The sequence below is a fragment of the Sphingomonas sp. GW821-FHT03E12 genome (assembly GCF_059420685.1).
The window spans coordinates 149,750-176,533 of sequence record NZ_JBWKUF010000005.1 but is presented as its reverse complement, the minus strand read 5'-3'; the positions used below and the strand labels follow the sequence as shown (position 1 = coordinate 176,533).

The 26,784-nt window shown below is 67.0% G+C and carries 24 protein-coding genes; 12 read left to right on the top strand and 12 right to left on the bottom strand.

What is annotated here, in order from left to right; translation table 11 throughout:
• The first annotated feature begins 67 nt into the window (after positions 1–67).
• Positions 68–1,717, top strand: a complete 1,650-nt coding sequence (locus AC07TU_RS17475; RefSeq protein WP_495189198.1) for a M28 family metallopeptidase — start codon at positions 68–70, stop codon at positions 1,715–1,717.
• A gap of 21 nt (positions 1,718–1,738) precedes the next feature.
• Here AC07TU_RS17475 and AC07TU_RS17470 read toward each other — a convergent pair whose 3' ends face one another.
• Positions 1,739–4,054: a TonB-dependent receptor domain-containing protein gene (locus AC07TU_RS17470; protein WP_495189197.1), complete on the bottom strand. Its 2,316-nt coding sequence runs from the start codon at positions 4,052–4,054 to the stop codon at positions 1,739–1,741.
• A 264-nt stretch (positions 4,055–4,318) separates the two neighbouring features.
• On the opposite strand from AC07TU_RS17470, the gene clpB reads away from it, so the two are divergent.
• Positions 4,319–6,898, top strand: coding sequence for an ATP-dependent chaperone ClpB (gene clpB, locus AC07TU_RS17465; RefSeq protein ID WP_495189196.1), 2,580 nt, complete (start codon positions 4,319–4,321; stop codon positions 6,896–6,898).
• Between the two features lie 9 nt (positions 6,899–6,907).
• Here clpB and AC07TU_RS17460 read toward each other — a convergent pair whose 3' ends face one another.
• Complete coding sequence (locus AC07TU_RS17460) at positions 6,908–8,374, bottom strand: 2OG-Fe(II) oxygenase family protein (RefSeq protein WP_495189195.1); 1,467 nt, start codon at positions 8,372–8,374, stop codon at positions 6,908–6,910.
• 92 nt (positions 8,375–8,466) lie between these two features.
• Positions 8,467–11,511 (bottom strand): TonB-dependent receptor domain-containing protein, encoded by a 3,045-nt coding sequence (locus AC07TU_RS17455; protein ID WP_495189194.1) that lies wholly within the window; start codon positions 11,509–11,511, stop codon positions 8,467–8,469.
• A 263-nt stretch (positions 11,512–11,774) separates the two neighbouring features.
• Between AC07TU_RS17455 and AC07TU_RS17450 the strand changes: the two genes are divergently transcribed.
• A complete protein-coding gene (locus AC07TU_RS17450; RefSeq protein WP_495189193.1) occupies positions 11,775–12,290 on the top strand; it encodes a hypothetical protein in 516 nt (171 codons plus the stop codon).
• An 18-nt stretch (positions 12,291–12,308) separates the two neighbouring features.
• Here the strand turns inward: AC07TU_RS17450 and AC07TU_RS17445 are convergent, their stop codons facing one another.
• Genes AC07TU_RS17445 through xseA form a run of 3 tightly spaced genes read right to left on the bottom strand, consistent with a single transcriptional unit; the run spans position 12,309 to position 14,795 of the window.
• A complete protein-coding gene (locus tag AC07TU_RS17445; RefSeq protein WP_495189192.1) occupies positions 12,309–13,190 on the bottom strand; it encodes a M23 family metallopeptidase in 882 nt (293 codons plus the stop codon).
• Positions 13,187–13,390 carry a DUF2093 domain-containing protein gene (locus AC07TU_RS17440; protein WP_495189191.1) on the bottom strand — a complete coding sequence of 68 codons (204 nt, stop codon included), beginning with the start codon at positions 13,388–13,390 and terminating at the stop codon, positions 13,187–13,189. The genes AC07TU_RS17445 and AC07TU_RS17440 overlap by 4 nt, the downstream gene beginning before the upstream one ends.
• A gap of 25 nt (positions 13,391–13,415) precedes the next feature.
• Positions 13,416–14,795: an exodeoxyribonuclease VII large subunit gene (gene xseA / locus AC07TU_RS17435; RefSeq protein ID WP_495189190.1), complete on the bottom strand. Its 1,380-nt coding sequence runs from the start codon at positions 14,793–14,795 to the stop codon at positions 13,416–13,418.
• On the opposite strand from xseA, the gene purD reads away from it, so the two are divergent.
• On the top strand, positions 14,794–16,062 hold the full coding sequence (purD, locus tag AC07TU_RS17430) for a phosphoribosylamine--glycine ligase (RefSeq protein ID WP_495189189.1): 1,269 nt from the start codon (positions 14,794–14,796) through the stop codon (positions 16,060–16,062). The two genes, xseA and purD, sit on opposite strands and share 2 nt — an antisense overlap.
• 23 nt (positions 16,063–16,085) lie before the next feature.
• On the opposite strand, the gene AC07TU_RS17425 is transcribed toward purD, so the two are convergent.
• Positions 16,086–16,457 (bottom strand): hypothetical protein, encoded by a 372-nt coding sequence (locus AC07TU_RS17425; protein WP_495189188.1) that lies wholly within the window; start codon positions 16,455–16,457, stop codon positions 16,086–16,088.
• A gap of 63 nt (positions 16,458–16,520) precedes the next feature.
• Positions 16,521–17,201 (bottom strand): ankyrin repeat domain-containing protein, encoded by a 681-nt coding sequence (locus tag AC07TU_RS17420; protein ID WP_495189187.1) that lies wholly within the window; start codon positions 17,199–17,201, stop codon positions 16,521–16,523.
• A 141-nt stretch (positions 17,202–17,342) separates the two neighbouring features.
• On the opposite strand from AC07TU_RS17420, the gene AC07TU_RS17415 reads away from it, so the two are divergent.
• From AC07TU_RS17415 to AC07TU_RS17405, 3 genes are all read left to right on the top strand, one after another.
• Positions 17,343–18,371 carry an AraC-like ligand-binding domain-containing protein gene (locus tag AC07TU_RS17415; protein ID WP_495189186.1) on the top strand — a complete coding sequence of 343 codons (1,029 nt, stop codon included), beginning with the start codon at positions 17,343–17,345 and terminating at the stop codon, positions 18,369–18,371.
• Between the two features lie 122 nt (positions 18,372–18,493).
• Positions 18,494–19,558 carry a M23 family metallopeptidase gene (locus AC07TU_RS17410; RefSeq protein ID WP_495189185.1) on the top strand — a complete coding sequence of 355 codons (1,065 nt, stop codon included), beginning with the start codon at positions 18,494–18,496 and terminating at the stop codon, positions 19,556–19,558.
• Between the two features lie 64 nt (positions 19,559–19,622).
• On the top strand, positions 19,623–19,832 hold the full coding sequence (locus AC07TU_RS17405; RefSeq protein ID WP_495189184.1) for a hypothetical protein: 210 nt from the start codon (positions 19,623–19,625) through the stop codon (positions 19,830–19,832).
• Here the strand turns inward: AC07TU_RS17405 and AC07TU_RS17400 are convergent.
• Positions 19,829–21,139, bottom strand: coding sequence for a hemolysin family protein (locus AC07TU_RS17400; RefSeq protein WP_495189183.1), 1,311 nt, complete (start codon positions 21,137–21,139; stop codon positions 19,829–19,831). The two genes, AC07TU_RS17405 and AC07TU_RS17400, sit on opposite strands and share 4 nt — an antisense overlap.
• 141 nt (positions 21,140–21,280) lie before the next feature.
• Between AC07TU_RS17400 and AC07TU_RS17395 the strand changes: the two genes are divergently transcribed.
• Complete coding sequence (locus tag AC07TU_RS17395; RefSeq protein ID WP_495189182.1) at positions 21,281–21,949, top strand: YiaD family glycine zipper/OmpA-like lipoprotein; 669 nt, start codon at positions 21,281–21,283, stop codon at positions 21,947–21,949.
• Between the two features lie 7 nt (positions 21,950–21,956).
• On the top strand, positions 21,957–22,799 hold the full coding sequence (locus AC07TU_RS17390; RefSeq protein WP_495189181.1) for a hypothetical protein: 843 nt from the start codon (positions 21,957–21,959) through the stop codon (positions 22,797–22,799).
• A 12-nt stretch (positions 22,800–22,811) separates the two neighbouring features.
• Here the strand turns inward: AC07TU_RS17390 and AC07TU_RS17385 are convergent, their stop codons facing one another.
• Both AC07TU_RS17385 and AC07TU_RS17380 read right to left on the bottom strand, forming a co-directional pair.
• The gene (locus AC07TU_RS17385; protein ID WP_495189330.1) at positions 22,812–23,240 is read right to left on the bottom strand and encodes a nucleoside deaminase; all 429 of its coding nucleotides are present in this window, start codon (positions 23,238–23,240) and stop codon (positions 22,812–22,814) included.
• Between the two features lie 74 nt (positions 23,241–23,314).
• Positions 23,315–23,599 (bottom strand): hypothetical protein, encoded by a 285-nt coding sequence (locus tag AC07TU_RS17380; RefSeq protein WP_495189180.1) that lies wholly within the window; start codon positions 23,597–23,599, stop codon positions 23,315–23,317.
• A gap of 159 nt (positions 23,600–23,758) precedes the next feature.
• On the opposite strand from AC07TU_RS17380, the gene rpmB reads away from it, so the two are divergent.
• The gene (gene rpmB, locus AC07TU_RS17375) at positions 23,759–24,052 is read left to right on the top strand and encodes a 50S ribosomal protein L28 (protein WP_495189179.1); all 294 of its coding nucleotides are present in this window, start codon (positions 23,759–23,761) and stop codon (positions 24,050–24,052) included.
• 98 nt (positions 24,053–24,150) lie between these two features.
• Here rpmB and AC07TU_RS17370 read toward each other — a convergent pair whose 3' ends face one another.
• Positions 24,151–25,128 (bottom strand): esterase-like activity of phytase family protein, encoded by a 978-nt coding sequence (locus tag AC07TU_RS17370; RefSeq protein ID WP_495189178.1) that lies wholly within the window; start codon positions 25,126–25,128, stop codon positions 24,151–24,153.
• A 388-nt stretch (positions 25,129–25,516) separates the two neighbouring features.
• On the opposite strand from AC07TU_RS17370, the gene AC07TU_RS17365 reads away from it, so the two are divergent.
• Complete coding sequence (locus AC07TU_RS17365) at positions 25,517–25,927, top strand: glycine zipper 2TM domain-containing protein (protein ID WP_495189177.1); 411 nt, start codon at positions 25,517–25,519, stop codon at positions 25,925–25,927.
• Positions 25,928–26,211: 284 nt separating this feature from the next.
• Complete coding sequence (locus AC07TU_RS17360; RefSeq protein ID WP_495189176.1) at positions 26,212–26,748, top strand: outer membrane protein; 537 nt, start codon at positions 26,212–26,214, stop codon at positions 26,746–26,748.
• The last annotated feature ends 36 nt before the right edge of the window (positions 26,749–26,784 follow it).

Here is a 26,784-nt window from a genome sequence, read left to right as displayed (position 1 = left end):
TGCCTGCGCGCAACGGACTTGTAAGCGGTTCCGCTTCGGCTAGGCTGCCCCGATCATAGGGGAATATATGATCCGGAAACTCTGCGCCGCCGCGTTGCTCGCGGCTGCTTCGCCGCTTGTCGCCCAGACCGCCACCGACGAACCTGCCTTCTCACCCGACCAGATGCGTGCGCATGTCGAGTTTCTCGCCGACGATCTGCTTGAGGGACGCGATGCCGGCACCCGCGGCTATGACATCGCCGCGCTCTACGTCGCCAGCCGCTTCGACGCGCTCGGGTTGAAGCCCGGCGGACCCAAGGGCTGGTATCAGCCGATCGACTTCGCGCGTGCCAGGTTCAGCAAGGATGCGCCCGCGACGATCACGATCGGCGGTACCGCCTTCAAGAACGGCGTCGACGTGATGATGACCGCAAATGCGCGTGAGCCGGATCAGCTGCTCGTGGCCGACACCGTGTTCGTCGGCTATGGCCTCGATTCCCCCGCGCACGGCTTCGACGACTATTCGGGGATCGACGTGCGCGGAAAGATCGTCGTGCTGCTCTCAGGCGTCCCCGAGGGCCGCACGTCGAGCGAAATCGCAGCGCATCTCAGTTCGGAAAAGGCCCGCATGGCCGAACGCCGGGGGGCGGTCGGAGTCGTCACCGTCCCTACCCGCGCTTTCCTCGTCAGCACGCCGTGGAAACGGCTGGCGGGCTATGCTGCCTCGTCCCGCTATGTGTGGATCGGCAAGGACGGCAAGCCCTGGTCGGCGGCGCCCGAAATCCGCGCCACTGCCTATGCCCATGGCCCAGCGGCGGAGGCGCTGTTCGCGGGCGCGCGGATGAACCTCAAGCGCGTTCTCGACGCCGCCGCCCGCAAGGGTGCGATGCCGCGTGGCTTCGCGCTCAAGGCGCCGGTGCGCATCGAACGCCACAGCGTCGTCGAAAAAATCTCGAGCCCGAACGTCATCGGCGTCATCCCGGGTTCCGATCCGGAATTGGCGAAGCAAGTGGTGATGATCACCGCACATCTCGACCATGACGGCGTCGATCCCAAGGCGGAAGGCGACAAGATCTACAATGGCGCGATGGACAATGCCGCCGGTATCGCGACGATGCTGGAGGTCGCGCGCGCCTTTGCCGAGGGCAAGGACAAGCCGAAACGCACCGTGATGTTCGCGGCGGTCACCGCGGAGGAGGACGGACTGCTCGGCTCGCAATATCTTGCCAAGCATCCGATCGTTCCTGCGGGCGGGCGCGTTGCCGGCGTGGTCAATCTCGACATGCCGGTACTGACCTACGACTTCAGCGACGTGATCGCGTTCGGCGGCGAACATTCGACGCTCGGCCCGATCGCCGACCGTGCGGTGGCAAAGGCCGGGATCAAGGTCGCCCCCGACCCCATGCCCGAACAGGGCATCTTCACCCGCTCCGACCATTACAGCTTCGTGGTCGAGGGTGTGCCGTCGATCATGCTCGCCACCGGCTTTGCGGGCGAAGGGCGCGAGAAGTTCATGAACTTCCTCAGCAAGACCTATCACCGCCCCAACGACGATCTCAGCCAGGGTTTCAACTGGCAGGCCGGCGCCAAATTCGCGCGGATCAACTATCTGATCGCGCGCGAGATTGCCGACGGGGCGGAAGCGCCGCGCTGGTATGCGGGCAATTTCTTCGGCGACACCTTCGCCCCGGAGCAGCAGAAGGCGCCGAAACCGGCAGGCACAGGCGCGCGGAAATAGCCCCGCGCGCCCGTCCCTTCCTCAGAACCCGGCCTTGAGCGTCACGAAGAACTGCTGCGGCGCGCCGACCATCAGCGTCTGATTGTCGCCCGAATTGCCGAAGCCGTTAGTGCCGATCGTCGAGACGTACTTCTTGTCGAACAGGTTGGTGGCGTTGCCCTGGATTTCCAGGCTGTGGCCGGCCAGGTCGAACTTGTAGCCGAGCGTCGCGTCCACCACCACGCGCCCGTCGACCGAGCGGTCGTTGGTATAGGTGAAGTAGCGCTTGCTCATATAGTTTGCACCGACCCGCGCCGAGAAGCCCGACTGCTCGAACGTCGCTTCGGCCTTGAGCAGGTGGCGGGGGGCATCGACCACGGTCTTGCCCTTGGTCGCAGCGAGCAGCGCGCCCGCTGCGTTGACCACGTTATCGCGATAGGTGGAGTCGTTGTAGCTGTACGACGCGAACAGCCCGAAACCGGCGGGCAGCTTGAACGCGCCGGTCGCCTCGAACCCGACCGAGCGGACGTCGCCCACATTCTGCAGGATCGGCGGGTTGCCGACAATGCCCGCACCCGTCGTCACCGCGAGCAGCCGGTTGCGGAAATTGACGTAATAGCCCGCGAGCGAGCCGGTGAACGGCCCGGAACGGAAGCGGCCGCCCAGCTCATAGGTGTCCGACTGTTCGGGCTTGAGCTTGGTCGATCCGGAGAGCAGCGCGTTGAAACCCGCCTGCGTCGTCGCGAACGGCCCAGTGGTGGCCGAGGAAGTGAAGGCGCGCGTCACCTGGGTGAAGCCGCCGAACAGTTCTGCGCCGGCGCCCAGCCGGTAGTTGAAGCCCGCGCTCGGCTGGAACCAGTCGGTGACCTTGATCTTGCCCCGGGCGAGCGTGCCCGCGACGTTCGGCTCGGCGGTATTGCGGACGTCGAAGCCCTTCCAGCCGAGATTGATCGTCAGGTCGCCAAAGGTCAGCCGGTCCTGGACATGATATTGGATCGTGTCGGTGGTGTAGTCGTAATCCCACTGCGTCGCGAACGGGTTCGACTGGAAATCCCGGCTGTTGCGGGTCGGCGTGGTCCGGCCGCTCAGCGCGTAGAAGCGGCGCGCCTGCTGGAAATCGTTGCGCTCGTACCAGAAGCCGATGGTGAGGTCGTTGAAGCCCAGCTTGGCGCCGACATTGCCGAACACGCCCTTTCGCTCGATGTCATATTCGGTGGTGCGGATCGAGATCGGCGAGTTGCCCGCTCCGGGGCTCGGCACATACGGCGTGTACCAAAGGCCCTGGCCGTGGTTGTTGTGGTAATAGCCCTTGAGGCTGAAGCGCACCGCGCTGCCCTCGTCGCTCTCGATGCCGAGCGAGGCGAGCCAGTCGCGGCGCAGGCCCGCCGCGTCAAAATAGGCGTCGTCGACGGTGGCAAACGGCGCCGGATAGACGGTACCCGCCGCGGGATTGCTCACCGGCGCGCCGGTGTCACCGCGATTATTGGCGATATCCGCGATCCGCACCGCCAGCGCATAGTCGTTCGAGATATTGTCCCAGCCATAGCCGAGCCGGCTGATCATGCCGAGCGACAGGTCCTGATAGTCGTTCTCGCGGCGATCCGAATAGCTGAGCGTACCGGCGATGCGGACGCCGCCGATCGGCGCGACCAGCTTGGCATTGACCTGGCTGGTGCGCTGCGAGCCCCACCCCTTCCACTTGTCCATGTCCGAATAGACATAGGAGACATAGGCCGCGACCCCGCCGCCCAGATCGCCGGTGTCGATCCGGCCGAACAGGCGCACCGTGTTCTCGCTGCCATAGGTGCCCTCGCCGCGCACGCCGAACGTGCTCGAAGGATCGCGCGAGAAGAATTCGAGCGTCCCGCCCAGATTGTTGGTCGCCTGCGTCCCGAGCGACCCGGCGCCCTGCGACACGCGCACCTCGCCGATATTCTCGCTGGTGATCGCACGGCTGATGTGCAGGCCGTTGACGTTGCCGTAGCTGGCGTCGCCCAGCGGAATGCCGTCGAGCGTGAAACCGAGCTGGTTCTGGTTGAACCCGCGGATCGCGATGCGCTGCGCCCATTCATAGTTGCCGAACGGGTCCGCCGACTGGAAGTTGACGCTGGGCAGCTTCTCGATCGCCTTGAGCGGGCTGGTGCCTGCGGCGAGTACGCCGATATCCTCGAAGCCGATCTGCTGGACCTGGCGCGTCTCGCCCCGGCCGATCACGACGATCTCGCCCTGATCCCCGGTATCGGCCGCGGGCGTCTCGGCCGCGGGCGTTTCCGCCGGCAGCGCCACGTCGCGCGCGAAGGCGGCACCGGGCATGAGGATGGAGGTGCCGGCCAACAGCAGGGCTGCAATGTCGCGCATCGTCTATGTCTCCGAAAGATCGGCATGGGCCCAGCGCCCATGTGGCGGTGCGGCTAGGCGGGATGCGTTGCGGCATCGGGTATCGCGGGTGACAGTTCCGCGTCGCTTCCGTGGCAGCGCCACGACATGCGCCGGATAACGCTAGTGCGCCCGGGGGTTTGCTATTCCGGCCGCCTCGCCCTTAAGGTGCGATGCGGCGAGAAATCGCCCCTTGCGTGACAAAAATACAACACCATCTCTTGGACACGCTGAACAGGGACACGCATGAACCTCGAGAAATTCACCGATCGCGCCAAGGGCTTCCTCCAGTCGGCGCAGACCGTCGCGATCCGCAACAACCACCAGCGGATCACACCCGAACATGTTCTGAAGGCGCTGCTTGAGGACGAGCAGGGCATGGCCGCGGGCCTTATCCAGGCCGCGGGCGGCGACGCCAGGCGCGCCGCAAGCGACATCGATGCCGCCCTCTCCCGCATCCCCGCCGTCACCGGCGGCGGCGCGCAGCAGGCGCCCGGGCTGGACAATGACAGCGTCCGCCTGCTCGATTCCGCCGAGCAGATCGCAACCAAGGCCGGCGACAGCTTCGTCAGCGTGCAGCGCATGCTGCAGGCGCTGCTCCTCGCCACCACCACCAATGCCGGACGCGCACTCGCCGCTGCGGGCGTGAAGCCCGACGCCCTCAACGCCGCGATCAACCAGCTCACCGGCGGCCGCGCCGCCGATACCGCGGGCGCGGAAGACCGGTACGACGCGCTCAAGAAATTCGCGCGCGATCTCACCCAGGCTGCCAAGGACGGCAAGCTCGACCCCGTCATCGGCCGCGACGAGGAGATCCGCCGCACCATCCAGATCCTCGCCCGCCGCACCAAGAACAATCCGGTGCTGATCGGCGACCCCGGCGTCGGCAAGACCGCGATCGCCGAGGGTCTCGCGCTGCGCATCGCCAATGGCGATGTGCCAGACACCCTAAAGGGCCGTGCGCTGATGTCGCTCGACATGGGCAGCCTGATCGCCGGCGCCAAATATCGCGGCGAGTTCGAGGAACGCTTGAAGGGCGTGCTCGACGAGGTGAAGGGCGCCGATGGCCACATCATCCTGTTCATCGACGAGATGCACACGCTGATCGGTGCGGGCAAGGGCGAAGGCGCGATGGACGCCGGCAATCTGCTCAAGCCTGCGCTGGCCCGCGGCGAGCTGCATTGCATCGGCGCGACCACGCTCGACGAGTATCGCAAGCATGTCGAGAAGGATCCCGCGCTCCAGCGGCGGTTTCAGCCCGTCTTCGTCGGCGAGCCCACGGTCGAGGACACGATCTCGATCCTGCGCGGGCTCAAGGAGAAGTATGAGCTGCACCATGGCGTGCGCATCACCGACGGCGCATTGGTGTCCGCCGCGACGCTCAGCAACCGCTACATCACCGACCGCTTCCTGCCCGACAAGGCGATCGACCTGATGGACGAAGCCGCCTCGCGCATCCGCATGGAGGTGGAGAGCAAGCCCGAGGAGATCGAGACCCTCGATCGCCGCATCATGCAGCTCCAGATCGAGCGCGAGGCCCTCCGCAAGGAGAGCGATCAGGCGTCGAAGGACCGGCTCGCCACCCTCGAGGCCGAACTCGCCAATCTCGAGCAGCAATCGGCCGAGCTGACGCAGCGCTGGCAGGCCGAGAAGGACAAGATCGCGGGCGAAGCGAAGATCAAGGAACAGCTGGAGCAGGCCAAGCTCGAACTCGACCAGGCGCAGCGTAGCGGCGACCTCGCCAAGATGGCCGAGCTCAATTACGGCACCATTCCCGCGCTGACCAAACAGCTCGAAGAGGCGCAGGCGACCACCGGCCCGGCGATGCTGCGCGAGGAAGTCACCGCCGACGATATCGCCGCAGTGGTCAGCCGGTGGACGGGCATCCCCGTCGACCGCATGCTCGAGGGGGAGCGCGAGAAGCTGCTCGCCATGGAGGAAACGCTCGGCAAGCGCGTGATCGGCCAGCAGGCGGCGGTGAAGGCCGTCTCCACCGCGGTGCGCCGTTCACGCGCCGGGCTTCAGGATCCCAACCGTCCGCTAGGCTCTTTCCTGTTCCTCGGCCCGACCGGTGTCGGCAAGACCGAGCTGACCAAGGCTCTCGCCGAATTCCTGTTCGACGATCCGCACGCAATGGTGCGCATCGACATGAGCGAGTTCATGGAGAAGCACTCGGTCGCCCGCCTGATCGGCGCGCCTCCCGGCTATGTCGGTTATGAGGAAGGCGGCGTGCTCACCGAAGCCGTCCGCCGCCGCCCCTATCAGGTCGTGTTGTTCGACGAGGTGGAGAAGGCACATGGCGACGTCTTCAACATCCTGCTCCAGGTGCTCGACGACGGCCGCCTGACCGACGGGCAGGGCCGCACGGTCGACTTCACCAACACGATCATCGTGCTGACCTCGAACCTCGGCAGCCAGTTCCTGACCCAGCTCGACGAGGGGCAGGACGTCGCCTCGGTCGAACCGCAGGTGATGGAAGTGGTCCGCGCGCATTTCCGGCCCGAATTCCTCAACCGGCTGGACGAGATCGTGCTGTTCCACCGCCTCGGCCGCAGCGAAATGGCGCCGATCGTCGACATCCAGGTCGCCCGGCTCGGCAAGCTGCTCGCCGATCGCAAGATCAAGCTCGACCTCACACCCGAGGCACGCGACTGGCTCGGCCGCGTCGGCTATGATCCGGTCTATGGCGCGCGGCCGCTCAAGCGTGCGGTCCAGCGCTATCTGCAGGATCCGCTCGCCGATGCAATCCTGCGCGGCGACGTCAAGGACGGCAGTACGGTCAGGGTCGGCGAAGGCGATGGCGCGCTGGTGCTGACCCCCGCGTAACGCGCGGGATCAGCGTGCGATGTCGAACGCGACCGTCAGGCGCTCGCCCGCACCGAACGGGAGCGTGCCGTGCCACATGAGCGAAGGGAACAGCACCAGCCGGCCAGGCCTGGGTTCGATCTGCCGCAGCGGCGGCAGGTCGATGCCCAGTTCGTGCGGCGCCTCACCCAGCGACAGCCAGCCGGCCGGCGCCGCGCCGCGCTCGGCTTCGGGCGGGACCGCGACGTAGAAGGCCGAGCTCAGCCAGCCTTGCGGGTGGATATGATTGCTGTGCCGCCCGCCGCCGCTGCCCGTCAGCCGCACTGACCACGCGCCCGCGAAGCGGAACCGGTCCGGCCGGTAGCGGAGCGTCGGGTGCCGCGGGTCCAGCGGCGGGAGCTGCGCGGCATGCGTCGCGACTGCATCCAGGATCGCGGCGCGGAGCTGGCGGATTTCGGGTTCGGCGCGCGCGAACAGCGGCCCGTCGGTCTGCGTCCCGCCGCGGACCGACTGGCCGAGCGGCGGCGCCTGCATCCCGTGCAGCGTCCGCAAGCACGCCGCCAGCGCATCGAGATCGCCCACCGCGTCACCCAAATCATAAACGCCGACCAGTCGCGCGTCGCCCTCAAGCCAGTCCGCGCGCGCGTCACGCGTCATCCGCCAGGCCAGTGCGGCGTAGGGCCAGATCTGGTCTGCGTCCGGCCGGTTCAGCAACGGCTCGATCCGCGTCACCGCCGCCTGCGCCTGCCCGGTGCGCAGCAGGTGCCGGACATGGCGCACCGCGTGGGCAGTATCCTCGACCCCTGCCAGTGCGGCGAACAACCGGTCGGCCCGTTCCACGTCGCCAAGTTCGGACGCGATCACCACGTCGAACCGCTCGAAGCCGATCCGCGTCGCCGCTTCCGCACGCTTCAGGACCGCGTCTGCTTCCTCATACCGCGACGCTTCGATCAGGATGTTGAGCAGCGCGCTCCACAATGCCGCTTCCTGAGGAACCCGGGAGACGGCTGCTTCGAGTGAGGTCGTCGGCTCACCGCCGAGCATCGCCGCGATCCGTGCGAAACTGGCATGGCCCGCGATCCAGAGCGGATTGCTCGAGAGAATCAGCTCGAGTTCGGCCGTCGCGGTGCCGCCCTGACCTTCGGCGAGCTGCGCCGCCGCTCGCCCGATCAGCAGGTCGGAGTCGGCGGGGGACAGGCGGCGTGCCTTCTCGAACAGCGCGTACGCCGGGTAGCCGGCTTCGAGACTGGCTTGTGCCACCCCGTGCGCGGCCTTGAGATCATTGGGGGCGAGCCGCGCCGCCTCGCCGAACGCATGTGCCGCTTCGGCGCTGTTGCCCAGCTCGCGGTGCATCAGCCCCAGCACGTGCCACAGCCGTGCATAGCCGCGGTGCTGCGCCAGTGCCGCGGTGAGAACCGGCAAGCCATCCTCCGCGCGGCCCGCATCGCGCGCCCTGATCGCTGCGTCGATCGCCAGCTCGGGATTGTTCGAAATCATCGCGACTTCCTGCCAGCCCCGGGCGGAGCGCGCAAAGAAAAGGGGGCGGACCGAAGTCCGCCCCCCAGGTCTGTCGTTTCGATCTGCTCGCCTTAGAACTTCAGGCGGGCAGCGACCGTGAAGGTCCGGCCGACCGAGTCATAGAGCGACGGGAAGGTATTCGCGTTGTTGAACGCGGTACCACCGATCGTCGCACCCACGACGGGCGGATCCTTGTCGAACAGGTTATCGACCGAGAAGTTCAGCGACAGATTGTCGTTGACCTGCGTGGCGATCGCCAGATCGAAGTAGTTGTAGGCCGGGATCTTCTCATACGGGTCGAAGATGCCCGCGGGGTTCGGACCACCAGGCTGCGTCGCACCCGGCGTCAGCGTCGCGCGGAACGGCTCCAGCTTGACCGCCGACAGGTGCGTCCAGGCCAGCGAGATGTCGAACGGACCCGACGAGTAGGTCACGCGGCTGTTCCACTTCCACTCCGGACGCGGGTTGGTGCAGCTCGTGCTGTAGTAACCCGTGCAGTCGCGGTTGATCGAGACCGGCGGCAGCGTCGACGCCTGGAAGTGATAATAGTCCAGCCAGGTGCCGTTGAACGAGAAGCGGAGCGAGCCCGCATCGCCCAGGCCGATCCGGTCCAGATCCAGACGATAGGTCACGCCAAGGTCGATACCAGCGGTCTCGATCTTGCCGAGGTTCGAACCCGCCAGGATGACGCCCGGGGTTTCAGCTGCACCGTTGAGCGAGCCGTTGTTCGGGCTGCGCTTGATGAGCGAGCACAGCGGGCTCGGTGCGGCCGCGGTCGAACCGTAGCAGCCGTTCAGGACGTCCTGCACGGTCGCGTTGCTGATCGCATCCTTGATCACGATGTTGAAGTAATCGATCGTGATCGCCAGGCCGGGAACGAACCGCGGCTGAAGGACGGCACCCAGCGTGTAGGTGTGCGCCTTCTCGACGTTCAGGTTCGGGTTGCCCGAGGTGGTGACGTTGATCTGACCCGACGTCGGCGTCGGAATGCTGCCGATCGTGCCTGCCGGTGCGCCCGTCAGGATACAAAGCGCGGTCAGGTTGGCGTTGCCGACCGGCGTAGTACCCTGACACGGATCCGGGTTCAGGTTGTTCAACGCCACGACAGGCGCCTGGAACAGCTCCTGGATGTTCGGCGAGCGCACCGCGACCTGATACATGCCGCGCAGCTTGATGCCTTCGACCATCTCCCAGGTCGCACCGGCCTTCCAGGTCACCGCGTCATACTGGGTCTTGACAGGAGTCGGCGTGCCGCCCTCGTTCTTGTAGTCCGAGTAGCGGATGCCGCCTTCGACAGTCAGATTGCGGAAGAACGGCTTGTCCGTCACCAGCGGCACGATCAGTTCGCCGAAGACCTCCTTGGTCTCGATGCGGCCGCGATCCGGCGGCGTGCGCGCACCGGTGCCCAGCACCTCGCCCTGGATCTGCGACGGGTTGTCGGGCTGGCTCTGCGCCGAAAGCACGCGACGCTCGACACCCGCCGAGAAGGCGATCTTGCTGTCCGAGAACGGGCTCGCGAGGCCGAACAGGTCCCCGCTGATGTTTCCGCCGACCACGCTCAGCTTCACCGTACGGCGGATCTGCGCGTCGAGGTCGATGAAGTTCAGCATCGCGGGCGTGATCGAGCCCATCGGGCCGAACAGGTTGATCGGAACGCAGTTGTTGCTCGTGTCATAGCAGACCGGGTTGCCAGCGCCGTCGCGGCGCGACCGGATCGCCTGCTGCAGACGGGTGTTCGAACCCCAGTTCTCGCGAGTCTGGTTCTGCGTGGTTTCGCCATACTGGGCGAACACATTGTACTTCAGACCCGGCAGAGCTTCGCCGCGCAGGCCGAAATCGACCTGGAACATGTTGGTGTCGACCTGGTTACCGCGCGCGCCGAACTCGACCATGCGGCGGCCGGGCGAGAGGATTTTCTCGCGATAGTTCGGATCATTGACCGAGGTTGCGGTCGCGGCGGCGGTGCACTCGGCCGCGCTGAGCGGCTGAACGCCGGCAACGCCCGCATTCCAGTCGAGCATGCAGAGCTGGTTGCGAGCCGCAGGGGTCAGATAGGCGTTGCTCAGCGGCACCGCGAACGGGTTGCTGAACGTACCGGTCGAGGCGAGCTGGATGCGCGCCGAGTTCCGGGTGAACATGCCCGACATATAGGCTTCGACGCCGTCGGTGATCTCGTAGCGCGCCTTGGCATAGGCGTTGAAGCGCTCGAGCGGCGCCTGGATATACTGGAACTCGTTGGTGTTGTAGGTGTCCGACTGCAGCGCAGCGCGGAACGCACCGAGCGCCGGGTCATAGACCGCGCCGAAGGTGCTGGCCGGAAGGCCCATTGCGGCGTTGTCGTTGCCCTGCAGGATCGTCGGCACCGCGGCGGTCGCGCCCTGGAAGTTGCCGTTGGCGATCGAGCGGGGGAAACGGCCCACTTCGCGGTTGGTCGAGAAGACCGGCCGGCGATCGGTGTAGCCGAGGCCCAGCACCACGTTGCCGCGGTCGTCGTCGAAGCTGGCGCCGATCACGACGTCCGCACGGAACTGGGCACCGTCACCGCGCTCGGAGATGCGGTACGAGGCCGAGGCGTCGATGCCGCGGAAGTCGCGCTTGGTGACGAAGTTCACCGCGCCCGCAACGGCATCGGCGCCGTACACGGTCGAAGCACCGCCCGTCAGCACGTCGACGCGCTCGACCAGCGCGATCGGAATGTTGTTGAGGTCGGTGAAGCCGTCGAGGCCGAACGGCACGATGCGGCGGCCGTCGAGCAGCACCAGCGTGCGCTGCGAGGTGTTGGTGCCGGCCTGGTTCAGACCGCGAAGGTCGACCGTCGACGAACCGTCACCGCCGTTGTTGACTGACGGACCAAGCGCCGGGCGGACCGCCGGCAGGTCGCGAAGCAGGTCTTCCGCGGTGTTCGGCTGCTTGAAGCCGATTTCCTCGGCGCCGACGACCGTGACCGGGCTCGAAATCTCGAGGTCAGGACGCTGAATCAGCGTGCCGGTGACGACAACTTCTTCCGGCGGCGCTTCGGCAGCCGGCGTTTCCTGGGCCTGCGCCGGCGCGACGAAGACCGCGCCGGTCAGCAGCAGCGTCGACGTGAGCAGACGCGCGCGAGTGAGTGAAACCATTGATGAGCACCCCTTAAGTCGGCGGTTTTCCGCCTTCGTGGCGATGCGCGGGATGGACCCTGCGCAACATGCCCACTGCATAATTCGCAGCGGCGGTCGCTCACAATGGTGTTGTGCGAAAGCAAAACAGTTTGCGCGACATCGTGATAAAATCGTCACACCTGGAACCAATATTATGTAATATCTATGATTTTCAGAGACTTTGCGACCGCACGCAGCTGAGCTAGGCTCACACCCGTCTCACCCCCCGCCCGGAGGAAATGATGCCTGGAACGCCGGCCCTGCTGCTTCTGATCTCCGCAGCCACGGCTGCCCCCGCCGGTGCGCAGGAGGTTCCGGGCGGAAATGCGGTCGATGCCATTGCCGCCTGCCGCGGCATTGCCGATTCAGCCGCGCGGCTCGCCTGTTTCGACAAATCGGCCGAAGCGCTGGTCCGCGCCCGCGAGAATAAGGACGTGGTGGTCCTCGACCGTGCCGAGGTGCGCAAGACGCGCCGCTCGCTGTTCGGCTTCAGCCTGCCCAAGATCAAGCTCTTCGGCGGCGGTGACGATGGCGAAGAGGAACTCAAGGAACTCACCGGCAAGGTCGCCAGCGTCGGCCAGCCCGAACGCGACCGCTGGCTGGTGAAGCTCGACGACGACTCGCGCTGGCAGACGATCGAACCGACCACCTTCCCGCCCAAGACGGGCGACAATGCCCGGATCAAGGCCGCCGCGATGGGCAGCTTCATGGCGACGTTCGGCAGCGGCCGGTCGGTCCGCGTCAAGCGCGTCGACTAGCGCGGGGCCGCCAGCGGTTCAGTCCACCGTCACGGGCATCGATCCCGCAATCAGCAGCGGATCGATCTTGGCGCCCCGCCAGCGCATCCCCCAGTGAAGATGCGGGCCTGTCGCGCGCCCGGTCGCGCCCACTGCGCCGATCGTCTGGCCGCGGCGCACGACGTCGCCCGCCTTCACGTCGATGCGGGAGAGGTGCAGGAACGCGCTGTTGAGCCCCATGCCATGGTCGAGCATCAACAGCTTGCCCTCCAGCGTGAAGGGCGCCTGCGTCGCGAGGATCACCACCCCGTCGGCTGGGGCGAGCACCGCGGTCCCCGTCGGGCGCGCGACGTCGACACCCGAATGATAGGAGCCCGGCTCGCCCCTGTAGACGCGCTGCGACCCGAACAGGCCGGATATGCGGCCGGTCACCGGCCACATGAAGCGCTGGCGCCACCCCTGCGATGCGGAGCGGATCTCGCGCGCGGCGTTGATCTGCGCGACCTCGCCCGGGCGGCGGCGCTCATACTCGGCGCTCGGCTGCGAAATGCGTGGAAGCGTGTTGAGCCGCTCGATCCGCCAGGCGCGCGGCTGGACCGAAAGCGTGCGGCGGATCTCGCTGCCGTCCACCCGCGTCGCGACGATCGTCGCGGAGGGGCCGGCGTCGCGGTCGAAGGCGATCAGGAAGCGGCCGTCCGCCGCGACCGGCACGTCCTGCCCCTGAAAGACGATACGGCTGGTCAGCGCCGGCGCGGTGCCGAGCACCATGCCGCCCTGGATCATCTGCCCGTCGAAACTGAAATCGTTGCGCGACGGCGCCGGGCGCGCCTGTCCGTTCGCTGCCGGAACCGGCGCCAGCGCACCCGCTGCCGTCAAGGCGAGGGCGGCTCCGGCGATGACAAGCCCCCCCGCCGCCTTCATGACGTCATCAGCGCGCGCGTTGCGATCTCGGCAGTGGCATAGGCTTCCTGGCGCTCGACGCTCCAGTAGCGCAGTGCCTCGAGCGGGATCTTCTCGCCGCTCACGGCGCAGACGACATGATCGCCGGCCACGAGCACGCGAAAGCCGTTCGCCATATAATGGAGCCGCGCCGGGCGGGCGGTGTTGGACGACATCAGCATGGCGGTACTCGCTTGGACTTGAGGATCAGAACAGATCAGGCTGTTCGGGCTTGTCGCCAGCATAAGGTTTGCCGCCCGCGCGCTCAACCCGCGCATCGACGATGCCGTCGCGGAAATGCAGCGTCACCGCCCCTGCCGCCCGGGCATCTGCCGCGCTCGCCACCACCTTGCCGCTCGCCTTGGCACCGACGCGCACATAGCCGCGCTGGAGCAGATTGTCGGGGTTGACCGCATCGAGCAGCTTGCCCGCGCCGTCCAGCCGATGGCGCAACGTGTCGAGCTTGCGCTCCAGCACCGCGGGCCGCAACGCGCCCGCCGCGCGGTCGAGCACGCCGCGCGCCGCCGTCACCCGCCGCTCCAGCGCACGGTCGAGCTTCGCGCCCAGATCGTCGGCCTTTTGCCGCTGCGGCCCCAGCAGCGCGTCGCGCCGCGGCAGCACGCGCACCAAAGCCGCCAGCCGCTCGCCCGCCCGCTCGTGATAGCGCCGCGCATAGCGTTCGGCGCGCAGCCCCATCGTCGCGACCGCATTGGCGAGCTCGGCACGCACCGGCACCGCGATCTCGGCCGCCGCAGTCGGCGTCGGGGCGCGGACGTCGGCGGCATAGTCGCATAAAGTCGTATCGGTCTCGTGCCCCACGGCCGAAATGATCGGGATCGAACAGGCCGCGACCGCGCGCACCACCGGCTCCTCGTTGAATGCCCACAGATCCTCGATCGATCCGCCGCCGCGCGCGACGATCACCAGGTCCGGCCGCCGCACCGGGCCGTCCGCGGGCATGGCGTCGAACCCGCGCACCGCCGCCGCCACCTCGGCCGCTGCGCCGTCCCCTTGCACCTTGACCGGCCAGACCAGCACATGCGTCGGGAACCGGTCCGCCAGCCGGTGCAGGATATCGCGGATCACCGCACCGGTCGGCGACGTCACGACGCCGATCGTCTGCGGCGCGAACGGCAATGGCTTCTTGCGCGCCGGATCGAACAGCCCCTCTCCGGCCAGCTGCGCCTTGAGCTTCTCCAGCAGCGCCATCAGCGCGCCTTCGCCCGCCAATTCCATCCGCTCGATCACGATCTGGTATTTCGACCGGCCGGGATAGGTGGTGAGCTTGCCGGTCGCGACCACCTCGATCCCGTCCTGCGGGCGGAATGGCACGCGATCGGCCTGGCCGCGCCACATCACCGCGTCGATCACCGCGTCGGCATCCTTCAGCGCAAGGTAGACATGCCCCGACGCCGCGCGCTTGAATCCACTTATCTCTCCGCGAAGGCGAACATGGCCGAACTCGCCTTCCACCATCCGCTTCAACTTCAGCGACAATTCGCCAACCGAAAGCGGAGCAGCGTTGTCCCCTTCCCGCCCCTCGGCTACGAGCCGCGGCGTATCGAAGTCTTCGAAGGGGTCTGACATGAATGTCCTGTTGCTTGGGTCGGGTGGCCGCGAACATGCGCTCGCCTGGAAGCTCGCGCAATCGCCCCGGCTCGATAGCCTGCATGCGATCCCCGGCAACCCCGGAATCGCCAAATACGCGACCTGCCATGACGTCACGCTGACCGATCATGCCGCGGTGATCGACTTCTGCGTCAAACAGTCGATCGGCTTCGTCGTCGTCGGCCCGGAAGCGCCTTTGGTCGATGGGCTGTCCGATAGCCTGCGCGCCGCCGGCTATGGCGTGTTCGGCCCCAGCCAGGCCGCCGCCCAGCTCGAAGGCTCGAAGGGCTTCACCAAGGATCTGTGCGCGCGCGAGAATATCCCGACTGCAGGCTATGTCCGCGTCACCGACCTTGAAACCGCCCGCCTCGCGCTCGCCCGCGACTTCCCCCGCCCGGTGGTGATCAAGGCCGACGGCCTCGCCGCGGGCAAGGGCGTCACCGTCGCCTTCACCGATGAAGAGGCCGACGCCGCCATCGCCGCGATCTTCGAGAAGCCCGGCGGCGAAGCGGTGATCGAGGAGTTTCTGGAGGGCGAGGAAGCCAGCTTCTTCGTCCTCACCGACGGCACGGACTTCGTGACCTTCGGCTCCGCGCAGGATCACAAACGCGTCGGCGACGGCGACACCGGCCCCAATACCGGCGGCATGGGCGCCTATAGCCCCGCCCCGGTGCTGACCCCCGCGCTCGAGGCCGAGGCGATCGAGACGATCATCAAGCCGACGATCGCCGGCATGGCCAAGGCCGGCACTCCCTATTCGGGCGTGCTCTATGCCGGCCTCATGCTCACCCGATCCGGCCCCAAGCTGATCGAGTATAATGCCCGCTTCGGCGATCCCGAGTGCCAGGTGCTGATGCTGCGGCTCGAGGACGATCTGCTCGACCTCATGCTCGCCACCGAAGCAGGCGAGCTCGCAAACCGCAATGCCCCGCGCTTCGGCGCCGAGACCGCGCTCACCGTCGTCATGGCGGCAAAGGGCTATCCCGGCACGCCGCAGACCGGCGGCGCGATCCATGGCCTCGATGCGGCGGAGGAAACCGGCGCGCAGGTGTTCCAGGCGGGCACGAAGCTGGATAGCGGCCAGCTCGTCGCCGCGGGCGGCCGCGTCCTCACCGTCACCGCGACCGGCGCAACCGTCACCGAAGCCCAGGCCGCCGCCTATCGTGCGGTCGACGCGATCGACTTCCCCACCGGCTTCGCCCGCCGCGACATCGGCTGGCGCGAGGTCGCACGCGAGCGCGGCTGACCCTTAACCGTCCGCCTTCCTGCTCAGGGCTTCTCGACCCAGCGTCCGCGCTGGGCGATGCAGCTCTGCCTGGTCGTCGCCAGCTGCTGCGGGCTGCGTGCATAATAGAAGGTCGTCACCTTCTGCCCGAACGGATTGACGCACGACGCCTGCGCCTGTGCCGGGCATGCCTTCATCGGCGTTGCCTTGAGCATTTCGCTCGAATTCTCGCGGCACTGCGCGGCATAGGCGGCGGCGGGAACGGGCAAGCTCGTCTGCGAGCAATCCTTGACGACTTCGGACATCACCGTGCCTTCGATGAGGCATGCATTGGACTGCTGCGCGCCGGACGCGGCAGCGGCGCCTGACGACACAAGGAGAAAGGCGGCGGCAACGGCGATCATCTTCGGGTCCATGAAATGCATCCTCACAAGGTGGAATACGCCCGTCTAACTGGCGGGCGGGTCGTTTTCATTGCGTTACTTTGCAATCGCCCGATCGGCATCGCCGACCAGATAGGCGGCCATCGAGGTCCGTTTCGGGTTCACCCGATGCGGCGGAAACTGAAGCAGGCACAGGATCGCGGTTTCGCGCAGTGCCCAGCTCGCCCAGCCGAGCGGCGAATCCCCCTGCGCGTCGCGCTGGTCGAGCATTGCGCCCGCCGCGATCAGCCGCTCGATCACGCCCTGCGGCGCATAGGCGGCGGCACGGTGCAGCACGCCCTCGCCGCGGTTGCGCACATCGCGCATGAACGCGCCGGTCTCGGTCCCCGCAATCGTCTTGCGGTTGGGGTCCGCGCCCGCCGCCAGCAGCACCGCGACCACGGCCTCCATCCCCGGGCTGTCGCGCCGGCTCACCGCATTGTGCAGCGCCGTCTCGCCGCTCTCCGGATCGGCGTCATTCGGATCCGCCCCCTGCTCGATCAGCCAGGCGCAGAGCTGCCAATGCCCGTGAAATGCCGCGCCGCCGAGCCCCAGATTGCGCCCCAGCGCAGCGAGCGGCACCCCCGTCTCGGTCAGCCGCCGCATCGCACTGACATCGCCATAATAGGCGCACCAGCCGATCAGCTCCGCGCCCTCGACGCTCGCCCGCGGATCACCGCCCTGCGCGATCCAGTCGAAGATCAGGTCGGTACGCCCCGCAGCGATCCGTTCCAGCATGTCGAGCACCCTCTCACGCGTGTTGTCCGACTATAGCACCCAAGGCCTGCGCCGTCACCTATGGGGTGAAGCCGGGCCCGAAACGAGATATGAAGGCGCCGGGGGGCTCCATCTCGGGATTCGCATTCACGGGAGGCGCAGATGCAGGCGGGCGCAGGCAAGATCGCGGTTCCACACTCCGTCCTCGGCACGGCCGGAATGCCGCCCGGGCGCGCCATGGCCCTGTGGCGGGAGAGCATGGCCGCCTTCTACGACGTCCGCGCCCGCACCGATGACGGCTTCCGCTTCCGCGCCGAAGCCTTCCATTTCGGCGAGATCGTCGTCACCGCCTATGCCTGTTCGGCCCAGACCTTCGATCGCTCGCGCCTGCGCATCGGCCGCGACGGCCTCGATCACCTGACGCTGCAATTCTGCCTGTCGGGCACCCACGGTCCGCGCGACGGCGGCAGCGCCGATCGCGCGGGCCCGGGCGACATCCTCATCGCCGATCTCGCTCAGCCGCAGGCGACCGCCACGAGCGATTTCAGCAGCCTCAACCTTACCGTTCCGCGCCGTCTGCTCGCCCCCCTGCTCGACGCCCCCGACACGCACAATCTCCGCCGCATTCCTGCCGGCACGCCGCTCGCGACCCTGCTCCACAACCATCTCACGACCCTGTTCCAGACCGCCCCGGCGATGCGCCCCGAGGATGCCGAAGCCGTAGCACGCCCGACGCTCGAGCTCGCCGCCGCGCTGCTCAACGCCCAGCTTCCGGAAGGCAGCCGCCGCGCGGTCGAATCGATCCTCGGCAGCCAGATCGGGCACTTCCTCGCCGATCACGCCGCCGATCGCACCCTCTCTCCCGAAGGCGTCGCCGCGCGCTTCGGCATCTCGCGCCGCAAACTCTATCACCTGCTCGAGCCGCATGGCGGCTTCGCGGCCTGCCTGCGCGAACACCGGCTCCGCCGCGCCCAAGCGCTGCTCGGCGACCCTACGCAGCGCGACCTGCCGATGGACATGATCGCCGAACGCTGCGGCTTCACCTGGCGCACCAATTTCGCGCGCACCTACCGTCTGCGCTTCGGCTTCACCCCGCGCGACACGCGCGAACTCGCCGTACAGCGCCGGCGGACCGACGCCGCCCGCGCGCCCGACCGGCACATGTGGGACTGGATCCGCACGCTCCGTTAGGCGCCGCAGGATACGCGGCGTGCACGCCAGGATACATCGTGCGCCCGCATGCCGGGATCGCTTGCCCTCGCCCCCGGTGAGCCGCTTACCCACGCGCCGTTCAAGCCTGTTGGAGAAAGCCGATGTCCCGACTTCCCACCGCATTCCTGTTCGCCGCCACCGTTGCCGTCCTGCCCGCGCTCGCCCAGGACGGCTATGAGCCGCCGCTCCGCGCCAACGACCTCTCGTCTGACGAGCGCTATTCGGCAGGCCGCCATTCCCAAGGCAACCCCGCCCAGAGGCGCGGCAAGGATATCGGTGCGCGGCGGCTGTCGGCGAACAATGTCTGGTCCGGGCTCAGGGCCGGCACGACCGACAACACGGTCAACGAGAACTACATCGTCTACGGCAAGCCCTTCTACGCGATGGCGGCGGGAACCGTGGTCGGCTGCTGGCGCAACGCGCCCGACAATCCCGCCAGGAGCAAGCATCCCGATTTCACCAACAACAAGATGCCCAATGGCGGTAACCATCTCTATGTGCTGCAGGACGACGGCAATTACGTCCTCTACGCCCATGCCAAGCCGGGTTCGATCCCGACCGCGCTCTGCCCGCACAATGCGGTCCAGCTCAGCAGCAACAAGCGCGACGGCGGCGAGCCCAGCCTGCTGCTCGATACCAAGGTGGACACGGGCGCGCGCGTCACCCCCGGCATGCCGCTCGGGCTGGTCGGCAATTCGGGTGATTCCTCCGGCCCGCACCTCCACGTCCATGTCGTCAAGAACGGCGTCGCTCAGCCAATGCCCTTCCGCCGCGGCATGACCACGCCGCTCGTCAACGACAGGGCAAGCATCAACGGTCCCTGGACCCGGCTCGCCGGCAACGAAATGCCCGAGCAGGACGTGCTGCTCTGGGCGCCGCACAAGCAGGGCAACTACACCTTCAACGGCGTCCTCGCCGCCAACTATCAGCGCATGGTCGATCATCTCGCCGATTCGGAACTGATGCCCGGCCTCATCACCTGTGCGGGCAATGGTGCGACCTATAATTCGGACTGGTCGCCGGCGAAGGACAAGGACTGGGCAAGCTTCAACGCGATGAGCCCGGCGGAGGCCAAGGCCAAGCACAGCCACTATACCGGGCTCGGCTATCAGCGGACCTCGTCCTACACCTGCGGTCCGCACAGCGTCGCGGTCTGGAAGAAGTAGCGCGGGCCGCTTTCACCGCGCCTGACCATCGGTTAGGCTTCGGCTTTGCCAGCCGGAGCCGCCGATGGACAGCAATGCCCAGTCCCTGTCCCTCACCAGCGATCCGCTCGAATGGGTGACGGCGACGCACTTCGTTATCATCGGTCTGTGCGCGATCGGCGCGATCGCCATCCTGATCTGGGGCCGTCACCTGCGCCGCAAGCGGCAGGAAGCCGATGCGGAAGTGGCGGAGAATAACGAGATCGTCGAGGGCGAGACGCCCCCCGAACCTTAGTCGCGCGCAGCTTCGCTCAGCAGCAGCTTGTCGATCTTGTGCCCGTCCATGTCGACGATCTCGAAGCGCCAGCCCTGCTCGACGAAGCTCTCGCCTTCCTTGGGCAGATGCTTGAGCACCGCGAGTGCAAGCCCGGCGACGGTCGCATAGTCGCGGTCCTCGGGCAGCTCGATCCCGATCCGCTCGGCCAGCGCATCGGCGGCAAGCTGGCCGGACACCAGCAGCGATCCATCGTCGCGCACCACGATCGAGGGGCTGTCGCCCGGGTCCGCGTCGGACACGAACTCGCCCGCGATCGCGGCGAGCAGATCGGCGGGGGTCACGATCCCTTCGAAATGCCCGTATTCGTCATGGACGAAGCCCATCGGCACCGCGGCGCGGCGCAGCGAACCCAGCGCGTCCATCGCATCGACCTGATCGGGCAGTACCGGCGCGGGGTGCATCAGCGCGCGCAGGTCGAGCGGCTCGCCGCGGATCAGCGCCGTCACCACGTCGCGCGCCTGCACCACGCCGACCACCGCATCGACCGATCCCTCGGCCACGGGCAGCCGCGTATGCGGCGTCTCGGCGAGCAGCTTGCGGATCGCTGCCTCGTCCAGATTGGCGTCGATCCATTCCACCTCGGTGCGCGGCGTCATCACTTCGCGCACCGGACGGTCGGCCAGGCGCACCACGCCCGAGATGATCGAGCGCTCATGCTCCTCGATCACGCCCGAATGCGTTGCCTCGGCAACCAGCATGTGCAGTTCCTCGGCCGTGACGCGATTCTCCGATTCGCGGTTCATGCCGAGCAGGCGGAAGACAAGGCCACTGCTCTGGTCGAGCACCCACACCACGGGCGCGGTGATTCGCGCCAGCCATTTCATCGGCGTCGCCACCAGCACCGCGATCGGCTCGGGCGAGCGCAGCGCGAACTGCTTGGGCACCAGCTCGCCGACGATCAGCGAGGCATAGGTGGTGAGCGCGATGACGATCGCGAAGCCGATCGTCTCGGCGGTCTCGTGCTCGACACCCAGCATCTCGATCCGCGCGGCGGTGGGCGTACCCAGGCTCGCGCCCGAATAGGCGCCGGCGATGATGCCGATCAGCGTGATGCCGATCTGGACAGTCGACAGGAACTTGCCGGGATCGGCTGCAAGGTCGATCGCGGTTTGCGCGCCGCGCTTGCCCGCGCGCACCATCGCCTCCAGCCGCGCCTTGCGCGCCGAAACGATGGCGAGTTCGGACATGGCGAACACACCGTTCAGCGCGACCAGCGCCAGGATGATCGCGACGTCGATCCAAGGAAATGGGGGAAGCGGGTCCATTGGCCTGCGGCCTCATAGCCATATTCAGGTGGGTTTCACAATGGCGCGCTAGATCGCAAGTTGATGAATCGGTCGATGCGGTAGCGGAACAACACCGCGCGTCGCGCGATTCTGTGAACACGGAATTGACTGGAGGACCCCATGCGTAACTGGCCCCTTATCCCCGCAATCGCCGCGCTGACGCTGACCGGTGCGTGCATCACCGACCCCGTGACCGGCGAACAGCGCATGTCCAAGGCCGGGATCGGCGCGCTCGGCGGCGCGCTTGGCGGCTATCTGCTCGGCGATATCGTCGGCGGGCGGCGCGACCGCACCGAGAAGATCCTCGGCGCGGGCATCGGCGCGATCGGCGGCGCCGCGATCGGCAGCTACATGGACCGGCAGGAGCGCGAGATCCGCGAGCGGACCGCAGGCACCGATGTCGAGGTGATCCGCCAGGGCGACGACCTCATCCTCTCGATGCCCTCGGGAATCACCTTCGCGACCGACAGCTCGACCGTCCAGCCGGAGTTCCGCCCGACGCTCGACAAGGTCGCCGACGTGCTCGACCGCTACAACCAGACCTATGTCGATGTGTACGGCCACACCGATTCGACCGGGTCCGACGCATACAACCAGGCGCTGTCCGAACGCCGCGCCGATGCGGTCGCCAGTTACCTCACGATGCGCGGGGTCGAATCGGCCCGGCTCGAGGCGCTGGGCTATGGCGAGACCCAGCCGATCGCGTCGAACGACACGGTCGAAGGCCGCGCCCAGAATCGCCGCGTCGAAATCAAGATCGTCCCCGTCCGCGACAGCGACCGGCGCTGATCCCGATATGCTGCGACGGGTGGGGCGCGGCACATGGCTGGCAGGGCTGCTGTTTCTGACAGCGGCCCCGTTTGCGGCGGCGCAGACGGACGATACCGGGGCACCGGGTGCCGATCTGGTCGAGAAAGCGCAGGAGCGTTTCGCGATCGGCGATATCTCGGGTCCGGATGGCGAGGGCCGCTATCATTTGCCCAAGGCGTCGAGCGAAGATGTCCGCGCGGCCCAGCGTCTGCTCGAACAGGCCGCCACCGCGGGAGATAGCGAAGCGCATCGCCTGCTCGGCCAGATGGCCGAGGCGGGCGCCGGCGGTCCGCAGGATTTCACCGGCGCGCGCCAGCACTACACCCTGGCCGGAGAGAACCGCATCGCCTATTGGCGGCGCGGAAGGTTGCTGTTGAACGGCAAGGGCGGCGCCGTCGATCTGTTCCTGGCGCGCAGATTGTTCCGGCTGGCAGGCGACAGAGGCCTGATCGACGCAAGCTATGAGCTGGCACGAATGACCGAGCTTGGCCTTGGCGGCGCCAGGGACGAAGCGGCAGCGCGGGCCCTCTACCAGCGCATCTCGGAATGGTGCCATGGCGACATGGCCGATCGCTATTCGATCATGCTGTCACGTGGAATCGGCGGCCCGGTCGATCGCGCGGCCGCCGCCGCGTTCCAAGTGAAGGCATTCCGATGTCACAACAGCAATTTCGGTGTTCCGTCCGCGCTTTCGCGTCCGGACCTTTTCGATCGCGAGACCATCGTCGAGATCCAGAAGCGGCTGCGCCAATCGGGCTATGACGGACCGCTCGACGGCAGCTTCAACGCTGCCACCAAGGCGGCGCTGAAGGGCCTGATAACGGCCTGATGTCATCTGGGCCTATCGCCGCGCGGCGAAGAAGTCCCTGAGCAACGCGCCCGCCTCGCCCTCGCCGATCCCCGAATAGACTTCGGGGCGGTGATGGCAGGTCGGCTGGGCGAAGAAGCGCGGCCCATGCTCGACCGCGCCGCCCTTGGGGTCCGCAGCGCCGTAATAGACCCGCGCGATCCGCGCATGGCTGATCGCACCCGCGCACATCGCGCACGGCTCCAGCGTCACCCACAGGTCACAATCCTCCAGCCGCTCGCGGCCGAGCTTCTCCGCCGCGGCGCGAATCGCCAGCATCTCGGCATGCGCGGTCGGGTCGTGCAACGTCCGCGGGGCGTTGGCGGCCACTGCCACCACAGTATCACCCCGCATCACCACCGCGCCCACGGGCACCTCGCCCGCCGCCGCGGCATCGCGGGCGGCATCGAGCGCGGCGCGCATCGGTTCGGGCAGCGGGAACATCGCCCCGCTATGCCCGCACCGAAGAGCCTTGGCTACGCCGGAGCGAATCGGGGTTACTGCGCCTTCGCGGCGGGTTCGGCCGGTTTGGCCTTCTCGACCTCGACCGTCGGCACCTGGATCACCTTGTTCTCCATCACCACGGTCGGCACCTGGATCGTCTTGTTGGTGTAGCCCATGCCGACTTCGCCGACATCGGCCTTCACCGCGGGCGGCTTTCCGCCTTCCAGCTTCACCGTGGGCAGGCTGCCCGGCTGCATGTTCACGTTGAGCATGCCGAGCGAGATCATCGCCACGATCACCACCGCGGCAAGCACCAGTATCGCCAGAATTGCACGCATGGCTCCGGTCTCCTCAAATCGAATCGTTTGCGAAATAACGCCTCATCGATCATCGAAGTTGCATCGGGGGCCGGGAACAAGGTTGACGAAAAGCCTCTGTCCCGGTACTGCGCGCCACTTTCCGGGGCTACCGGAACAGGCATAACCTAGGATCAAGCGATGTCGCGCATTTGCGAGCTGACCGGCAAGGGCCGGCAGGTGGGTCACAATGTTTCCCACGCCAACAACAAGACCAAGCGGACTTTTCTGCCCAACCTGCAGAACGTCACGCTGATGTCGGAAGCGCTGGAGCGCTCGATCCGTCTGCGCGTCTCGACGCACGGCCTGCGCTCGGTCGAGCATAATGGCGGCCTCGACAACTGGCTGCTCAAGACCAGCGATGACAAGCTTTCGCTCAAGGCGCGCCGCCTCAAGCGCGAAGTCGCCAAGAAGGCAACCGCCGCCGCGGCCTGAACCCTTTCGGGTTTCACCGTTCTGACCGGCCCGCTCCCGCAAGGGATGCGGGCCGTTCGGCGTTATGTCGGTTCGGCGCCGGCCCGCTCCGCCAACCGTCAGATATCCAGCCTGAACTTGAGCAGCAGCGAGCGCTGGAAGAAGAGCTGATTGTCATCGGACGCGATCCACAGGATCGTCGAATCGCCCTCCCTCGTCGCCGCGATCGCCTCGAAATTGTCATGCACCACCGGCGCTGCGAATCGCGCCACCTCGCGGCCCGTCGCGATTCGGCCCGGCCGGACTGCACTACGCTCGACGAGGGTCAGCACCGCGGTGAACCCCTCGCGCAGTGAAGCCTTGCGGTTCAGCACCGCCAGCCGCCCATCGGGCAACTCCGTCATGTCGGTGGGCTTGAACCCCTTGGGCGCGCGATAGCCGAACATGAATCCCTGCCGGCCGCGCTGCGTGGGATCGCCGGCGAACCACAGCCCCTGTTGCACGCCCTTGCGCTCCGCCGCGCTCGTATCCTCCGCAAGGACGATGAAACTCCCGTCGCGCAGGCGCACCAGCGATTCGGCACCCCCGTTGTCGGCCCATTTTGCCATCGCCCGCGGCGCGGACCGTCCCTCGGCGCGCACGAAGTCCGGCGCGTAACGCCAGATTTCATTCGCATGTTCGAAGCCGACCCAGAGTTGCCCGGTCGCCGGATCGCGGGTCAGCGATTCGCTGTCGCGTTCGGATTTGTGCCATCCGCGCTCTGGACCCTCACGCAGTTCGGCGAAGCGCGGCGCACGCACCTGCCAGTCGGCGCCCAGGTTGAAACTGACGATATTCCCGCCATCGCTCAGCATCGTGAAGCGATCGCCCTCCACCACCATCGCGGAAAAGCCCCCGAAGGCCGGCGCCGGCCCGGTCAGATACACGCCGCCCAGAAAGGTGAGCCCCCCGAGCTTCACCCGCCCGGGATCGCGCGGATCCAGAAGAGCGCGATGCGCTGCCATTTCGGCCTTGGCCGGAAGCAACGCCAGGCGCTGTTCCCCCGACCAGCTCGGCACGAACAACAGGATCAGCAGGACCGAAAGCAGTATACGCATCGCGCCCTAATAGCGGCCCGATTCGTGCCGCAAAGCTGAACCTCAGATAACGGCCGCGTTCAGACAGCGCTCAAACCCGTTCATCTAGAGGCAACCCCAACGGGACGTGCCGAGTATGGCGCTCCCGCCGAACAGCCGGTGCGCGTTGATGGCACCCTGCCCGTGTTTCCCCGCGTTGCGTATCGGGGACGGGCGTTTCCCCCCAGGGCTCCTTCCCGCACCGGCCATTTCCTTCGACTCCACGCGCTTGCCGGCGGCTCGGCCTCGTTCGCTGAACGCCAGATAACCGGCACATTCAGACAAGGCTCAACGCGACTGTGCGAATCCCTTGTTCAACGATGACGGCACAGGGCCGCATCGCACGAAACGGCAGAACAAGGAGAACATCATGTTCAAGAAGCTTTCCCTGATCGGCGCCGCGCTGGCGATGACCGGTACCGCGCTGATCCCCGCGACCCCTGCCGCTGCGCAGAGCCGCTACGAATATAATGACGGCCGCGGCTATTATGGCGACCGCGATTATCGTCGCGACGACCGCGGCTATGGCCGGGACCGCGGCTATCGCGACTATCGCCGCTATGACCGCGACGACCGCCGCTACTATCGTGACCGCGCGCGCGACAAGTGCCGCGACGGTGACGGCGGCACGATCGTCGGTGCGATCGCCGGTGGCCTCGCTGGCAACGCGATCGCTGGCCGCGGCGACCGTACGCTCGGCACGATCCTGGGCGGCGCCGTCGGCGCCATCGCCGGCCGCGAGATCGACCGGTCGGACCGTCCGGGCTATTGCCGCCGCTAAACGCTAGTGGTCTGAAACAAGCGAGGCCGGCCCCGACAAGGGGTCGGCCTTACTTGCGTCCGATAGAGTCGGTTTTGAAATGCGCAAAGGAGCGCATTTCGAGCGCGGCACCGCGCCGTCAGGCGCATTCGCAACCGAAGTGTATCACTTAAGCAACACTCTTGAACCAATCCCTGAATTTGAACGGTTTGGCGCTTGTTTCTGCCACATTCGACACCCAGATGCGCCCTCCCCAAGGCACGGACAACACGCGCCGGGGGCTGTAAAAAGGAATGTAGAATACCATGAAGAAGATTGCTCTGGCGCTCGTCGCCCTGACCGCCGCCGCGACCCCGGCTTTTGCGCAGGACGAAGCAGCCCCCTTCAACGGCGCGCACGCTTCGATCGTCGCCGGCTACGACATTCTCGACGTCAACACCGCGGGCGTCGATAACCCCGATGGCGTCGCCTATGGCCTCAACCTCGGCTACGACCTGCAGCGCGGCAACGTGCTGTTCGGCATCGAGGGCGAAGTCACCGAATCCTCGATCGAGCTCAAGGCCGGCAATGCCATCGCCGCGCGCGCTGGCCGTGACCTCTATGCTGGCGGCCGCATCGGCTATGTGTTCGGCAAGACCGCCGTCTACGGCAAGGTCGGCTACACCAACGCCCGCGTCGAATCGAGCCTCGGCGACGAGAATGGCGACGGCATCCGCGTCGGCGGCGGCGTCGAGCACAAGTTCGCGCAAAACCTCTTCCTCAAGGGCGAGTATCGCTACTCGAACTATGAGGGCGACGTTGAGCGCCACCAGATCGTCGCCGGCCTCGGCGTGCGCTTCTGATCGGCTGATGCCGCGTTCGGACAGCACATCGCGGCA

What these genes read in the sequence shown, in the direction of transcription:
- AC07TU_RS17475 (WP_495189198.1), top strand. Translation starts at nt 68, where the DNA reads ATGATCCGGAAACTCTGCGCCGCCGCGTTGCTCGCGGCTGCTTCGCCG.
- AC07TU_RS17470 (WP_495189197.1), bottom strand. Translation starts at nt 4,054, where the DNA reads ATGCGCGACATTGCAGCCCTGCTGTTGGCCGGCACCTCCATCCTCATG.
- clpB (WP_495189196.1), top strand. Translation starts at nt 4,319, where the DNA reads ATGAACCTCGAGAAATTCACCGATCGCGCCAAGGGCTTCCTCCAGTCG.
- AC07TU_RS17460 (WP_495189195.1), bottom strand. Translation starts at nt 8,374, where the DNA reads ATGATTTCGAACAATCCCGAGCTGGCGATCGACGCAGCGATCAGGGCG.
- AC07TU_RS17455 (WP_495189194.1), bottom strand. Translation starts at nt 11,511, where the DNA reads ATGGTTTCACTCACTCGCGCGCGTCTGCTCACGTCGACGCTGCTGCTG.
- AC07TU_RS17450 (WP_495189193.1), top strand. Translation starts at nt 11,775, where the DNA reads ATGCCTGGAACGCCGGCCCTGCTGCTTCTGATCTCCGCAGCCACGGCT.
- AC07TU_RS17445 (WP_495189192.1), bottom strand. Translation starts at nt 13,190, where the DNA reads ATGAAGGCGGCGGGGGGGCTTGTCATCGCCGGAGCCGCCCTCGCCTTG.
- AC07TU_RS17440 (WP_495189191.1), bottom strand. Translation starts at nt 13,390, where the DNA reads ATGCTGATGTCGTCCAACACCGCCCGCCCGGCGCGGCTCCATTATATG.
- purD (WP_495189189.1), top strand. Translation starts at nt 14,794, where the DNA reads ATGAATGTCCTGTTGCTTGGGTCGGGTGGCCGCGAACATGCGCTCGCC.
- xseA (WP_495189190.1), bottom strand. Translation starts at nt 14,795, where the DNA reads ATGTCAGACCCCTTCGAAGACTTCGATACGCCGCGGCTCGTAGCCGAG.
- AC07TU_RS17425 (WP_495189188.1), bottom strand. Translation starts at nt 16,457, where the DNA reads ATGGACCCGAAGATGATCGCCGTTGCCGCCGCCTTTCTCCTTGTGTCG.
- AC07TU_RS17420 (WP_495189187.1), bottom strand. Translation starts at nt 17,201, where the DNA reads ATGCTGGAACGGATCGCTGCGGGGCGTACCGACCTGATCTTCGACTGG.
- AC07TU_RS17415 (WP_495189186.1), top strand. Translation starts at nt 17,343, where the DNA reads ATGCAGGCGGGCGCAGGCAAGATCGCGGTTCCACACTCCGTCCTCGGC.
- AC07TU_RS17410 (WP_495189185.1), top strand. Translation starts at nt 18,494, where the DNA reads ATGTCCCGACTTCCCACCGCATTCCTGTTCGCCGCCACCGTTGCCGTC.
- AC07TU_RS17405 (WP_495189184.1), top strand. Translation starts at nt 19,623, where the DNA reads ATGGACAGCAATGCCCAGTCCCTGTCCCTCACCAGCGATCCGCTCGAA.
- AC07TU_RS17400 (WP_495189183.1), bottom strand. Translation starts at nt 21,139, where the DNA reads ATGGACCCGCTTCCCCCATTTCCTTGGATCGACGTCGCGATCATCCTG.
- AC07TU_RS17395 (WP_495189182.1), top strand. Translation starts at nt 21,281, where the DNA reads ATGCGTAACTGGCCCCTTATCCCCGCAATCGCCGCGCTGACGCTGACC.
- AC07TU_RS17390 (WP_495189181.1), top strand. Translation starts at nt 21,957, where the DNA reads ATGCTGCGACGGGTGGGGCGCGGCACATGGCTGGCAGGGCTGCTGTTT.
- AC07TU_RS17385 (WP_495189330.1), bottom strand. Translation starts at nt 23,240, where the DNA reads ATGCGCGCCGCGCTCGATGCCGCCCGCGATGCCGCGGCGGCGGGCGAG.
- AC07TU_RS17380 (WP_495189180.1), bottom strand. Translation starts at nt 23,599, where the DNA reads ATGCGTGCAATTCTGGCGATACTGGTGCTTGCCGCGGTGGTGATCGTG.
- rpmB (WP_495189179.1), top strand. Translation starts at nt 23,759, where the DNA reads ATGTCGCGCATTTGCGAGCTGACCGGCAAGGGCCGGCAGGTGGGTCAC.
- AC07TU_RS17370 (WP_495189178.1), bottom strand. Translation starts at nt 25,128, where the DNA reads ATGCGTATACTGCTTTCGGTCCTGCTGATCCTGTTGTTCGTGCCGAGC.
- AC07TU_RS17365 (WP_495189177.1), top strand. Translation starts at nt 25,517, where the DNA reads ATGTTCAAGAAGCTTTCCCTGATCGGCGCCGCGCTGGCGATGACCGGT.
- AC07TU_RS17360 (WP_495189176.1), top strand. Translation starts at nt 26,212, where the DNA reads ATGAAGAAGATTGCTCTGGCGCTCGTCGCCCTGACCGCCGCCGCGACC.